The 13727-nt window shown below is 60.6% G+C and carries 12 protein-coding genes and 1 other annotated feature; of the genes, 4 read left to right on the top strand and 8 right to left on the bottom strand.

The annotated features are described in order from the left end of the window. Positions 1-156: 156 nt before the first annotated feature. Together KPHS_16260 and KPHS_16250 are read left to right on the top strand one after the other, a co-directional pair. Positions 157-1446 carry an adenosylmethionine-8-amino-7-oxononanoate aminotransferase gene (locus KPHS_16260; protein YP_005225926.1) on the top strand — a complete coding sequence of 430 codons (1290 nt, stop codon included), beginning with the start codon at positions 157-159 and terminating at the stop codon, positions 1444-1446. A 70-nt stretch (positions 1447-1516) separates the two neighbouring features. Next, positions 1517-1993, top strand: coding sequence for a putative kinase inhibitor protein (locus KPHS_16250; RefSeq protein YP_005225925.1), 477 nt, complete (start codon positions 1517-1519; stop codon positions 1991-1993). 778 nt (positions 1994-2771) lie between these two features. On the opposite strand, the gene KPHS_16240 is transcribed toward KPHS_16250, so the two are convergent. From KPHS_16240 to KPHS_16180, 7 genes are all read right to left on the bottom strand, one after another. After that, entirely contained in the window at positions 2772-4154 is a 1383-nt protein-coding gene (locus KPHS_16240; protein ID YP_005225924.1) for a putative amino acid permease, read from the bottom strand. Positions 4155-4252: 98 nt separating this feature from the next. Beyond that, positions 4253-5779, bottom strand: coding sequence for a histidine ammonia lyase (locus KPHS_16230; protein ID YP_005225923.1), 1527 nt, complete (start codon positions 5777-5779; stop codon positions 4253-4255). Beyond that, positions 5776-6714, bottom strand: coding sequence for a putative urocanase (locus KPHS_16220; RefSeq protein YP_005225922.1), 939 nt, complete (start codon positions 6712-6714; stop codon positions 5776-5778). The genes KPHS_16230 and KPHS_16220 overlap by 4 nt, the downstream gene beginning before the upstream one ends. After that, positions 5776-7463, bottom strand: a sequence feature (potential frameshift: common BLAST hit: gi|336249366|ref|YP_004593076.1| urocanate hydratase). Its footprint overlaps the gene before it by 939 nt. After that, on the bottom strand, positions 6711-7463 hold the full coding sequence (locus tag KPHS_16210) for a putative urocanase (RefSeq protein YP_005225921.1): 753 nt from the start codon (positions 7461-7463) through the stop codon (positions 6711-6713). (Overlaps the previous feature by 753 nt.) The genes KPHS_16220 and KPHS_16210 overlap by 4 nt, the downstream gene beginning before the upstream one ends. Positions 7464-7605: 142 nt before the next feature. Further along, complete coding sequence (locus tag KPHS_16200) at positions 7606-8331, bottom strand: histidine utilization repressor (protein YP_005225920.1); 726 nt, start codon at positions 8329-8331, stop codon at positions 7606-7608. A gap of 61 nt (positions 8332-8392) precedes the next feature. Continuing rightward, positions 8393-9349 carry a formimidoylglutamase gene (locus KPHS_16190; protein ID YP_005225919.1) on the bottom strand — a complete coding sequence of 319 codons (957 nt, stop codon included), beginning with the start codon at positions 9347-9349 and terminating at the stop codon, positions 8393-8395. Then, positions 9346-10665, bottom strand: coding sequence for an imidazolonepropionase (locus KPHS_16180; RefSeq protein ID YP_005225918.1), 1320 nt, complete (start codon positions 10663-10665; stop codon positions 9346-9348). Before KPHS_16180 ends, KPHS_16190 begins: the two co-directional genes overlap by 4 nt. A 154-nt stretch (positions 10666-10819) precedes the next feature. On the opposite strand from KPHS_16180, the gene KPHS_16170 reads away from it, so the two are divergent. Next, complete coding sequence (locus KPHS_16170) at positions 10820-12103, top strand: putative pectinesterase (protein ID YP_005225917.1); 1284 nt, start codon at positions 10820-10822, stop codon at positions 12101-12103. 273 nt (positions 12104-12376) lie between these two features. Here the strand turns inward: KPHS_16170 and KPHS_16160 are convergent, their stop codons facing one another. Continuing rightward, positions 12377-12784, bottom strand: coding sequence for a putative cation transport protein (locus KPHS_16160; protein ID YP_005225916.1), 408 nt, complete (start codon positions 12782-12784; stop codon positions 12377-12379). A gap of 14 nt (positions 12785-12798) precedes the next feature. On the opposite strand from KPHS_16160, the gene KPHS_16150 reads away from it, so the two are divergent. Beyond that, positions 12799-13722: an acyltransferase family protein gene (locus KPHS_16150; RefSeq protein ID YP_005225915.1), complete on the top strand. Its 924-nt coding sequence runs from the start codon at positions 12799-12801 to the stop codon at positions 13720-13722. Positions 13723-13727 lie beyond the last annotated feature (5 nt).

Below are 13727 nucleotides of genomic sequence, written 5' to 3'. Positions count from 1 at the left end.
CTCGCGCACCCGAGTCACATAGTGAACTATGCTCCTGGGGATGTTCTCGCTTGCCGCCTCGATGCTGCGCGAAATATTTTGTGTACGTTTCATTGTAAGTAAGTTCAGTGTAGACTTGTAAACCTAAATGTTTTCAAAATGGTTTACAAGTCGCTTATGACACTGGACGATCTCGCTTTCGATCGGCGCCACATCTGGCACCCCTACACCTCTATGACTTCCCCCCTGCCGGTCTACCCGGTGGTGTCCGCCCACGGTTGCGAGCTGTCCCTCGCCGGCGGCGAACAGTTGGTTGACGGTATGTCTTCCTGGTGGGCGGCGATCCACGGCTACAATCACCCACGCCTCAATGCGGCGCTGAAGGGGCAAATTGACCAAATGTCGCACGTGATGTTCGGCGGGATCACCCATCCGCCGGCAGTAGCGCTATGCCGTCAGCTGGTGGCGATGACCCCGGCCTCGCTGGAGTGCGTTTTCCTCGCCGACTCCGGTTCAGTGGCGGTAGAGGTGGCGATGAAAATGGCGCTGCAGTACTGGCAGGCTAAAGGCGAACCACGTCGTCGTTTTCTGACCTTCCGCAACGGCTATCACGGGGATACCTTCGGAGCGATGTCGGTCTGCGATCCGCAGAACTCGATGCACAGCCTGTGGCAGGGCTACCTGCCGGATAACCTGTTCGCCCCCGCGCCGCAAAGCCGCTTTGACGGCGAGTGGGACGAGATGGATATGGTGCCGTTTGCCCGCCTGATGGCCGCGCATCGTCATGAAATCGCCGCGGTGATCCTCGAACCTATCGTCCAGGGGGCGGGCGGCATGCGGATGTACCATCCGGAGTGGCTGAAGCGGGTGCGTAAAATGTGCGACCGGGAAGGGATACTGCTGATCGCCGATGAGATTGCCACCGGCTTTGGACGCACCGGCAAGCTGTTCGCTTGTGAACACGCCGGGATTACCGCCGACATTCTGTGTCTGGGCAAAGCGCTGACCGGCGGCACCATGACCCTTTCCGCCGCCATCACCACCCGAACGGTTGCTGAAACCATTAGCAATGGCGAAGCCGGTTGCTTTATGCACGGCCCCACCTTTATGGGCAATCCGCTGGCCTGCGCGGTGGCCGGCGAAAGCCTGCGCCTGCTGGAGAGCGGCGAATGGCAGCCGCAGGTGACGGCGATTGAAGCCCAGCTGCAGGCCGAGCTGGCCCCGGCGCGGGGATCTGCGCTGGTCGCGGACGTCCGCGTGCTGGGCGCTATTGGCGTGGTTGAAACCCGTCGCCCGGTCAACATGGCCGCCCTGCAGCGCTTTTTCGTCGAGCAGGGAGTCTGGATCCGTCCGTTTGGCCGGCTGATTTATCTGATGCCGCCGTACATCATCACGCCCGAGCAGCTGACCCGCCTGACCCGTGCGGTCAACCAGGCAGTGCAGGACGAAACATTTTTTAGCGAATAAATAGCGGAATTGCGTCGTCGGGAAGGCTACACTTCTTTGTTAATCAGCGCATTATCAATGAGGATGAAGCATGAAACTGATCAGTCACGATCTCCAGGACGGCGGTAAGCTGCCTAATCGTCACGTCTTCAACGGCATGGGCTACGATGGCGACAATATTTCGCCGCATCTGATGTGGGATGATGTGCCCGCGGGAACCAAAAGCTTTGTGGTGACCTGCTACGATCCGGATGCGCCGACCGGCTCCGGCTGGTGGCACTGGGTGGTCGCTAACCTGCCGGCCGATACCCGCGTCCTGCCGCAAGGGGCCGGTTCCGGTCAGGCGGAGCTGCCGGAAGAGGCCGTTCAGACCCGCACCGATTTTGGTAAGGCAGGCTACGGCGGCGCGGCGCCGCCGAAGGGCGAAACCCACCGCTATATCTTCACCGTCCACGCCCTGGACGTCGAGAAAATTGAGGTGGATGCTGAGGCCAGCGGCGCGATGGTCGGCTTTAACGTCCATTTCCATTCCCTCGCCAGCGCCTCCATCACCGCCCTGTTCAGTTAATCTTCCCCGGATAGCGGCTTGCGCCTTATCCGGGGTACCCGCGGCGCCATTTGTTTTTCGGGTGGCGCTGCGCTTACCCAACCTACACTACCCCCACGCCCATGCTAGCGCAGCGCCGCCGGGCGATTGCCGCGGGCACGGAGCCGCTTTTATGCCGGGCGGCGGCTGACGCCTTGCCCGGCCTACGGTGCTATTGCGCGGTTATTTTGCCGGGCGGCGGCTGACGCCTTACCCGGCCTACGGGGTCCAGACCCAGTATGTGAATCGCCGCCAAACATGGGGCCGCTGAAACTGCCGGGGCTGGCGGCCTCAACATCGCTGAGACGTTCCCGGAAGGCCGGGGCAGCCCGCATGGATGCGGGCTGAGGGCCGTGTTTTGCAAGGACGCTGCCTCGGCCCGACCCGAAGCCTGCAGGGATAAGTCGAAGGCACCACGCAGTGGCGATGTTGCTGGCCGAAGCCCGGGGGTACAGGGGGCGGCGGCGACTGGCCGCCCCCTGTGCGCTCCCTGCTCCATGAGAAACATAACGTAGAAGACATTTCGGGAGCGCAATGTGCTCGGAATTAATACAAAACAACTGTTTTTACCGGATTAAAACCGTTACAAGCCGATAGCAGTATCTACAATACCCCCAGGCCCGCGCAAGCGCAGCGCCGCCGGACGATTGCCGCGGGCACGGAGCCGCTTTTATGCCGGGCGGCGGCTGACGCCTTGCCCGGCCTACGGTCCGTGCCATTTGTAGCCCCGGTAAGCGCAGCGCCACCGGGGAAATTGATCTTACTGTTCAGTGGCTACCTGCAGCGCCGTTTTACGCACCCGCGCATACCACACCACCGTCAGCAGCCCGAGCCAGACCAGGCCGGCGATCAGCGCCATCCGCGTTTCGGCAAACATCCCTAATACGGCGATGACCAGCCCCATAAACAGCAGCGTCAACAGCGGCGCAACCGGCCAGAACGGAATGGGAAAGGCGATCTGGCTGCGCTCTTCGGCAGACAAACCGCGGCGCATGGCAAAATGGGATAGCAGAATCATCAGCCACACCCATACCGTGGCGAATGCCGCCAGCGAAGCAATTAGCACAAATACCTGCTCGGGGATCAGATAGTTCAATACCACCGCCGCCAGCAGCGCGCCGCCCATGACCACCACCGTCATCCAGGGCACACCGTTGCTGGCGATGCGCTGGAAGCTTTTCGGCGCCAGCCCCTCTTTCGACATGCCGTACATCATGCGTCCGGCGCCAAAAATATCGCTGTTAATCGCCGAGATGCTGGCGCTGATCACGATGATGTTAAGGATGGTCGCCGCCGCCGGGATCCCCAGACCGTCGAAAATAAGCACAAACGGACTCCCCTGTTCGCCAAAGCTGTTCCACGGGAAGATCGCCATCAGTACCGCCAGGGTGCAGACGTAGAACAGGATAATGCGCAGCGGAATGGTATTGATGGCCTGCGGGATCACCTTCTTAGGATCCTTCGCTTCCGCGGCGGTGACGCCGATAATCTCCACCCCGCCGAAGGCGAACATCACGATGCCAAGCGAGGCGATAACGCCCTGCCAGCCGTTAGGGGCAAAGCCGCCGTGGCTCCAGAGGTTTTCCAGCCCGGTGGCCGGGAAGCTGTGGCCAAAGCCAAAGAAGATGATCCCCGCCCCCGCCAGCATCATGGCGATAATCGCCACCACCTTCACCAGAGACAGCCAGAACTCCATCTCGCCAAATACCCGCACGTTGCACAGGTTCATCGCGCCGATAAAGAAGATGATGCTGAGGATCCAGATCCAGCGCGGCACATCGGGGTACCACAATCCCATATAGATGCCGAAGGCGGTGACGTCGGCCAGGGCGACGATCACCATTTCAAAGGTGTAGGTCCAGCCGGTAATAAACCCGGCCAGTGGCCCGAGATACTGGCGGGCATAGCTGCCGAAGGAGCCGGAAACCGGGTTGCGCACCGCCATCTCGCCCAGCGCGCGCATGACGATAAACACCGCCGCGCCGCCAATCAGATAGGCCAGCAGCACCGCCGGGCCCGCCGCTTTGATGGCTGAGGCCGAGCCATAGAACAGCCCGGTGCCGATAGCGGAGCCGAGCGCAATAAACCGAATGTGTCGGGCATTGAGCCCGCGCAGCAGATGTGGCTTGTGTTGTTGTTGCATATACAGGTGTCCTGATTTTTTTATATGACGACAAATATGCGGTGTAGGGCGGTCGGGGGAATGACTTCCCCCGACGCGGGTACAGAGAACAACGGTGATTAATGCAGTACGGCAGGCAGCAGACGCGTCAGGTGACGGGCCGCCAGAAGCGCAATGGCGTTATCGATATCCGGGGCGAAGTAGCGATCCTGCGTATAGTGCGGCACGCGTTCGCGCAGCAAGTGACGCGCCTCTTCCAGCAGCGGACTGGTGGTCAGTCCTTCGCGCATATCCAGCCCCTGCGCCGCCGCCAGCCACTCAACGGCCAGCACCCCGCGGGTGTTCTCGGCCATCGCCCACAGGCGGCGACCGGCAGCCGGCGCCATGGAAACATGGTCTTCCTGGTTCGCGGAGGTGGGCAGGCTGTCAACGCTATGCGGGTGCGACAGCGCTTTGTTTTCACTGGCTAAGGCCGCCGCCGTGACCTGGGCAATCATAAACCCGGAGTTGACGCCGCCATTTTTGACGAGGAACGGCGGCAGCTGCGACATATGGCTGTCCATCATCAGCGCGATGCGGCGCTCGGAGAGCGAGCCGATTTCGGCGATCGCCAGCGCGATATTATCCGCGGCCATCGCCACCGGTTCGGCATGGAAGTTACCGCCGGAGATGACGTCATTTTCGGCGGCAAAGACCAGCGGGTTATCGGAGACCGCGTTGGCTTCAGCCAGCAGCACCTCAGCCGCCTGGCGGATCTGCGTCAGGCAGGCGCCCATCACCTGCGGCTGGCAGCGCAGGGAGTACGGGTCCTGCACCTTGCTGCAGTTATGGTGCGACTGCGAGATCGCGCTATCGTCGGTCAGCAGGTGGCGATACAGCGCCGCCGCATCAATCTGCCCGCGCTGGCCGCGCACTTCATGGATGCGCGCATCAAACGGACGACGTGAGCCCAGCGCCGCTTCGGTGGTTAACGCCCCGCAGACGACCGCGGAGGCGAACAGATCCTCGGCTTCGAACAGACCGCGCAGGGCAAAAGCGGTCGAGGCCTGGGTGCCGTTGAGTAGCGCCAGCCCCTCTTTCGCCGCCAGGGTAATCGGCTCCAGCCCCACCTGACGCAGCGCTTCGGTGGCCGGCAGCCATTCGCCGCCGCGTACCCGCGCTTTACCTTCTCCGAGCAGGGTTAACGACATATGCGCCAGTGGCGCGAGGTCGCCGGAAGCGCCGACGGAGCCTTTGGCCGGGATCCACGGCGTCACGCCGGCATTCACCAGGCCAATCAGCGCCTGGATCACGCTCAGGCGGATCCCGGAGAAACCGCGGGACAGGCTGTTAATCTTCAGCACCATAATCAGCCGCGTCAGATCATCGTCCAGCGGCTCGCCAACGCCCGCCGCATGGGACAGCACCAGCGAACGCTGCAGGTTCTCCAGATCTTCCGTCGAGATACGGGTTTGCGCCAGCAGGCCAAAACCGGTGTTGATGCCGTAGGCGGTACGCCCTTCGGCAAGGATGGCGTTGACGCAGGCCACGCTCTCGTCAATGGCGGCAAACGCGCCGCTGTCGAGGGTAATATTTACCGGGTGGCTGTAAACGTCGCGGAGCTGCGACAGGCTGAGTTGACCCGGGATCAAAGTTAAAGATTTCATTTAGCGTTCCCCTGCGTTGCCGCCACCATCGGAAGATTCAGACCCTGTTCTGCTGCGCATTCAATGGCAATCTCATACCCCGCGTCGGCATGACGCATTACGCCGGTCGCCGGGTCGTTGTGCAGGACGCGGGCGATACGCGCCGCCGCTTCATCGGTACCATCGCAGACGATAACCATCCCGGAGTGTTGCGAGAAGCCCATGCCTACCCCGCCGCCGTGGTGCAGCGACACCCAGGTCGCGCCGCTGGCGGTATTGAGCAGGGCGTTGAGCAGCGGCCAGTCGGAGACCGCATCAGAACCATCGCGCATCGCTTCGGTTTCGCGGTTCGGGCTGGCGACGGAGCCGGAGTCAAGGTGATCCCGGCCAATGACGATCGGCGCGGAGACTTCGCCGCTGCGCACCATTTCGTTAAACGCCAGACCGAGTTTTTGCCGCCACTCCAGACCGACCCAGCAGATACGCGCCGGCAGTCCCTGGAAGCTGATGCGCTCGCGCGCCATATCCAGCCAGTGGTGCAGATGCTGATCATCTTTGATGATCTCTTTCACTTTCGCGTCGGTTTTGTAGATATCCTGCGGATCGCCGGACAGCGCTACCCAGCGGAACGGGCCGATACCGCGGCAGAACAGCGGGCGGATATAGGCCGGCACGAAGCCCGGGAAATCGAAGGCGTTGCTGACGCCCACTTCCTGCGCCATCTGGCGGATGTTGTTGCCGTAGTCGAAGGTTGGGACCCCCATCTCATGGAAGGCCAGCATCGCCTGCACGTGATCGGCCATCGAGCGTTTCGCCGCCAGAATAGTGCCCTGCGGGTCGGATTCGGCTTTCTGCTGATACTCTTCCCAGCTCCAGCCTTTCGGCAGATAGCCATGCAGCGGGTCGTGGGCGCTGGTCTGGTCGGTGACCATATCCGGGCGCACGCCGCGCTTCACCAGCTCCGGTACGATCTCCGCGGCGTTGCCGCACAGCGCGATAGAGATGGCCCGCCCTTCGGCGGTGATTTTTTGATGCGCGCCAGGGCGTCATCCAGCGAGGTGGCTTGCTCATCCACGTAGCGGGTACGCAGACGGAAATCGATGCGGCTCTGCTGACATTCGATGTTCAGCGAGCAGGCGCCGGCCAGCGTCGCGGCCAGCGGCTGCGCGCCGCCCATGCCGCCCAGACCGGCGGTTAATACCCAGCGGCCTTTCAGGCTGCCCTGGTAGTGCTGGCGACCGGCTTCGACGAAGGTTTCGTAGGTACCCTGCACGATGCCCTGGCTGCCGATGTAGATCCAGCTGCCGGCGGTCATCTGGCCGTACATCGCCAGCCCTTTGGCATCCAGCTCGTTAAAGTGTTCCCAGGTGGCCCAGTGCGGGACCAGGTTGGAGTTGGCGATCAGCACACGCGGTGAGTTTTCATGGGTTTTGAATACGCCCACCGGCTTCCCGGACTGCACCAGCAGGGTTTCATCGCTTTCCAGGTTCTTCAGCGCCTTCACGATAGCGTCATAGCATTCCCAGTTGCGCGCTGCGCGACCAATACCGCCATAGACCACCAGCTCGTGCGGGTTTTCGGCGACATCGGGATCAAGGTTATTCATTAACATACGCAGCGGGGCTTCGGTCAGCCAGCTCTTCGCGGTCAGCGTCGTGCCTCTTGGCGCACGGACGTCCAGCTGGCGATATTTGCTTTGCGACATCGGGGTTTCTCCTGACAATGAACGTTGTTTACGTAGATACATATACTTGTCTATACAAGCATGCGCAAGCCAGGATTTAACAGAAATGATACAATTTTGTTATATTGCGTCAGCAATCACGTTTTGCTGACGCCAGCGTGGATCAGGAGCCAAAGCGCCCCTGCAGACGATATCGGCTACCGGGGAACAGCAGGCGCGCGTGGGAGACGATGTGGGTTGTCGACCAGGTGCGGCGACGGATCAGCAGGCACGGATCGTGGGCGTGAATATGCAGCAGCGCGCACTCTTCCGCCGTGGCCTGCACCGCTTCAACAATATGTTCACCTTCAGTTAACGGCGCGATCAGCGACAGGTAATCATGGGGCGTGGTGGCGGTGTAGTCCTGATGCAGATAGTCCGGGACCACTGCGGCATTGACGCAGCGATCTTCGATTTGCACCGGCACCTCGTTTTCGTAATGCACCATCAGCGAGTGAAAGATGCGGGTGCCTTCCGGGACGCTGAGCGCCGTCGCCTGAATATGATCCGCCCGGGTCTCCTCAAGCAGGAGTACCTCACAGCGGTGCTGATGGTGACGGGCGACAATTTCTGCGGCAATACTGCGCACCTCGAACAGCGCCGACTGCCCTTTCGGCTCGGCGACAAAGGTTCCCACCCCTTGCAACCTGACCAGCAGGCCTTCGTCCGTCAGCTCACGCAGCGCGCGATTGATGGTCATTCGGCTGAAGCCGAACTGGGCCACCAGCTCAGCTTCCGACGGGATACGGTCATGCGGTCGCCAGACGCCGCTGTGGATCTTTTCGCTGATCGCCTGCTTCACCTTTTCATAGAAAGGCGCGGGCGCGGAACGAGGTTGTTGTGCAAACATGGCCTGGCTTTCCTTATGCGTAATAAGCGGAGCGGCGAAACGAAAATAATAGCGCGGATCGCTAGCGCCACCAATGGGCGATTTGCCATGCCAGACGGGCCGCCGCGCGAGCGCCCTGACCGTCAATGTCAAACAGCGGGTTAAACTCCACCAGATCCACCGCCTGCAGCTTACCGTTGCGGCACAGCGGCTCAACGATGCGCAGCAGCGTGGCCAGCGGCACGCCCAGCGCCGCCGGGGCCGACACCGCCGGCATTTCTCGCGCCGGCAGTACGTCGAGATCGATAGTCAGATACAGACGGTCGAATTGCGCGATATTGCGCTCAAGCTCCGGCAACACGCGAGTTTCGAAGGCTGTCAGCACCTCCAGATCTTCAACGATAGCCACCTGGCGGCGCGCCGCTTCATCCCATAGCGCCTGGGTGTTCGCCGCCCGGCTAACCCCGATGCAGGTATAGTGAAAACCGCGCTGCTGCGCGTCACACTCCAGCGCCAACTGGCGGAACGGCGTCCCGGAGCTGGCGCAGTCGGCAAAGCGCAGATCCAGATGCGCATCGAGATTAATAATGCCCACTTTTTCGCCCGGGAAGGCATCCAGTACCCCAGCGCCGTGGCCGAAGGCCGTCTCGTGGCCGCCGCCCAGGACCAGCGTGCGTTTACCCACCCGCTGACAGTCGGCCACCGCCTCGCGCAGCGCCTGATGCGCGGCTTCTAACTGCTCGCCGTCGACGCTGATGGTGCCCATATCCACGCAGCGGTCATGACCCTGATGGCTGGCCATATTGGCCAACGCCCGGCGCAGGGTCGCCGGGCCGTCCGCTGCCCCGGTACGCCCCTTGTTACGCCGAACCCCTTCGTCACAGGCGAAGCCGAGCAGCGCGATATCGCCGGGCATCTCCTGCGGCGCGAAGCGTTCCGCGCGGACGATGGTCTGGAACAGGCGCAGCGCATTGGGCGCTTCCGCGCTGTCGTCGCGTCCCTGCCAGAGACTGGCTGGCGTAGCTTGCCACAGCATCATTGCAACTCTCCTTGAACAACGCGATGCCAGAGCGGACTGCGCCCCGGCTCATACACCATCTCGACGGGATGCTCAGCATCCCAGATGGCGAAGTTAGCGACAAAGCCCGGCGCCAGCTGGCCGTGGCTGGCCTGGCGCCCCAGCGCCCGCGCGGCATGGCGCGTCACCCCGGCCCACGCCTCCTCCGGCGTCAGGCCAAACTTAACGCAGGCCATGTTCATCGCCAGATGCAGGCTGGCGAAGGGGCTGGTGCCGGGGTTGAAATCGGTCGCCACCGCCATCGGCACCTGGTACTTGCGCAGCAGCTCGACCGGCGGTTTACGGGTTTCATTAAGGAAGTAGAATGCGCCGGGGAGCAGGGCTGCCACGGTGCCGCTTTCGCGCATCGCCGCCACGCCCTCTTCCGTCAGATACTCGATATGGTCGGCGGAAAGCCCATGATAGCGGCTCACCAGCTGCGCGCCGCCCAGCGACGAGAGCTGCTCAACGTGGCCTTTTACCGGAATGCCCAGCGCCTGCGCCGCCTGAAAGACGCGCTCAGTTTGCTGCGGGCTGAAGCCGACGTTTTCGCAGAAGACGTCAACGCTTTCAAACAGTCCCTCCTGCCACAGCGTCGGTAAAATGGTCTCGCAGACCAGCGTAATATAGCCGTCAGCATCGCCTTGATATTCCGGCGGCGTGGCGTGGGCGGAGAGCAGCGTCGCCGACAGTTCCACGCCATTATGATCGGCCAGTTGTCGGGCGACCCGCAGCATTTTGCGTTCGTTTGGCAGGTCGAGGCCGTAGCCGGATTTGATCTCCAAGGTGGTCACCCCTTCACGCAGCAGGCGTTCCAGACGCGGCTGGGCCAGCGCCAGTAGTTCAGCTTCGCTGCTGTCGCGCGTGGCGCGCACGGTGGAGTTAATGCCGCCGCCGCTGGCGCTGATGGTTTGATACGACACGCCGTTCAGCCGCTGCTCCCACTCCTGGGCCCGGCTGCCGCCGAAGACGAGATGGGTGTGGCAGTCGATTAATCCCGGCGTTACCAACCGGCCTTCAAGATCGATACTGCGCCCGCTGGGGACGTCATCTTCGGCGACAATCGCCGCGATGCGGCCGTCGCGCACCAGCAGCGCATGGCGCTCCAGCAGGCCGTAAGGTTGAGCGTGATCGGGGTTCAGGGTGGCGAGACGCCCGTTTCGCCAGATAACGAGTTCGGAAGTGGCTTCAGTCATAGCGCTTAACTTGTCATGGGTTGTATAGACATTTATTTTCATAACGCCGGTAAAGTCAACAATAGCGCAGGGAAATGTTATTTTTTTGTGACTAAAGACCATCCGGCAGGGCTGCGCGTTGCGTAAAGACGGTAAGTTTTTCCGTCCACGTCTTCCCGTTTCGTTCAAGTTAGTATAAAACAGCAGGTTTTAAAGGACTTATACCCTGGCGTCTCAGCCGGGGTATTTCACTACGCTTAATTTTGCCCGGAGCAACATGAACACATATTCCGTTTCCCGTCTGGCGCTGGCGCTGGCCTTCGGCGTGACGCTGTCCGCCTGTAGCTCGACGCCTGCCGATCAACAGCCCTCAACGCAGACTGCACCGGGCACTACCGCGCGTCCCATACTCAACGCCGAAGAAGCGAAAAACTTCACGCCGGCGGCCTATTTCCAGTCGCTGGCTCCCAACGCCGCCGCCTGGACGCCGTCTGCCATCAGCCTGCCGGCGCAGCCTGACTTTATCGTCGGCCCTGCGGGAACCCAGGGCGTAACCCATACCACCATTCAGGCGGCGGTGGATGCGGCAATTGCCCGTCACTCTAACCGTCGTCTGTATATCGCGATTATGCCGGGCGAGTACCCTGGAACCGTCTACGTTCCGGCGGCGCCGGGCGCCCTGACCCTGTATGGTACTGGCGATAAGCCAATCGACGTGAAAATCAGCGAAGCCATTGATTCCGAGATGGATCGCAACACCTGGCGTCGTCTGGTCAATCCAGGCGGTAAATATATGCCGGGTAAACCGGCGTGGTATATGTTCGACAGTTGCCAAAGCAAATCCGCGGCGACCATCGGCGTAATGTGTTCCGCAGTCTTCTGGTCACAGAATAATGGTCTGCAGCTGCAGAACCTGACCATCGCCAACAACCTCGGCGACAGCGTTGACGCCGGTACCCACCAGGCGGTGGCATTGCGCAGCGATGGCGACCAGGTGCAGATCAATAAGGTCAATATTCTTGGCCGTCAGAACACCTTCTTCGTGACCAACAGCGGCGTGCAAAACCGTCTGCAGGACAACCGTCAGACCCGCACCCTGGTGACCAACAGCTACATTGAAGGCGATGTGGATATCGTTTCCGGCCGCGGCGCGGTGGTGTTTGATAACACCGATTTCCGCGTGGTGAATTCCCGTACCCAGAAAGAGGCCTACGTCTTCGCGCCGGCTACTCTGAAGAGCGTGACCTACGGCTTCCTGGCGACCAACAGCCGCTTCACCGCCTCCGGGGATAACGTCGCGCAGCTCGGCCGCGCGCTGGATGTCGATGGCAATAGCAACGGCCAGGTGGTGATCCGCGACAGCGCTATCAATGAAGGCTTTAATATTGCCCAGCCGTGGGCGGCGGCGGTAGGCTCCGGCCGCCCGTTCAGCGGCAACACCGGCAGCGCCGATGACAAAGGCAATCTGCAGCGCAACCTCAACGACAACGGCTTCAACCGCATGTGGGAGTACAATAACCGCGGCGTGGGAAGCACCGTGGTCGCCGAGCCGAAACAGTAAAGCGCAACAAGCGTGAACCATAATAAAAGAGAGGGCGATGCCCTCTCTCAAACTGCTGACAACGTGCAATCTTCAGGAATTGCCCGGCGGCGCTGCGCTTGCGCGGCCCTACAGATAACTGCATAACGGTTTGATATTGAAGTCTTTCGTAGGCCGGGTAAGGCGAAAGTCGCCACCCGGCAGAAATGCGAGCACAATGACGAAACAGGTTTGTCGTCAGCCAGAGAGGGGGCGATGCCCCCTCTTTTCTTTTTCGTTCAGCGCTTCACGCCGTCAGGCGGAACGCCATTTGCGGGTCAGCGGTTTTTCCAGTTCCACGATCAGGAACATGGCGAAGCCGATGATAAAGGTGATCACCCAGTAGCGGAACGGCAGCCCGGTGGTGCCGAACAGCATCTGCATAAAAGGCGCGTAGATAATCAGCAGCTGTAGCACCAGCAGTACGCCGCTGACGATCCAGATCCCTTTGTTGGCCAGCAGACCTTTGGTTAACGAGAATCCATCCGATACGCGGCAGTTCAGCATATAGAACCACTGGGCGGTGACCAGAGTCTGCAACAGCACGGTACGAATAAACTCCGGCGAATAGCCGCGCGGCTGCAGCCAGGCTTCGAGAATAAAGGCGCTGACCGCAATCATTGACCCCACAAACGCTACGCGCCAGATGGCAAAGCCGTCCATCACGTGAAGGCTGTATGACAGCGGTGACCTTTTTCACCATCTATAACACCTGGGATCGCTTTGATTATGACTATCACTGGATCCTCGGGCTGCTGACCTTTATCTCGACCATCGCGACGCCGCTGTTTTTTGTCGTGGCCGGCTATCTTGATGCGCAGACGCGCCACGATGCCAACTGGCAAATTGGTAAAATTAAAAGCGTGGTCATCGTCTTTCTGTTTTGGGTGACGGTCTATTATGTCTGGGAGCCTTACCAGCGCGGCTACCTGATCCAGCCCTGGTTTATTTTCGCCCTGATTGTCATCTATACCTTTCATCCTTTGATCGCCTGGCTCAGCCAGCGGCGCGGGCTCTTTTTCGCCGTGCTCCTGACGCTGCTGTGCTGCTCCTACGGTTACGACCTGCTCTCGGTGATCTACCCGGACAGACATCTTTTCAGTTTGCCGCCGCAGTATCGCCTGTGGACATGGCTACTGTTTTATTTAACCGGGCAGTTGTTTAACGATCCAAAGGTCGCGGAGTGGATACGCAACCCACAGGTGATTAAAGGGTCGATTATCGCTCTGCCCTTTGTCTATTTATTTACCTGGTTTTATGAACGCCATTTCTTCTTCGCCCTGTTTAAAGCAGATCGTAATGCGTTCATTCTCACGGGATCGCAAATTTATATCCTGATCGTCCTGCTGGTGATCGCCGCTAACGCCGTGCAGTTTAAAAAGAACCGCGAGTGGAAAGAGGCCGTGCTGGCGACGGTCAGTAAAGCGATGACCGGAGTTTATATCCTCCACTATTCCGTGTTTCACCTGCTGGTGATGCTCATCCCTGTGCATTCGCTAGCCACCAAGTTGGGGGTAATAGCGCTGACCTTTGTCCTGTCGGTGCTCATTTCCCTTGCCGCGCTCTCCAGTACGCTGCTCAGGAAGGTGATTACCTTGTAACCGAC

The sequence above is a fragment of the Klebsiella pneumoniae subsp. pneumoniae HS11286 genome (genome assembly GCF_000240185.1).
GTDB classification, from domain to species: domain Bacteria; phylum Pseudomonadota; class Gammaproteobacteria; order Enterobacterales; family Enterobacteriaceae; genus Klebsiella; species Klebsiella pneumoniae.
This window is presented reverse-complemented; position numbering and strand designations above follow the sequence as displayed.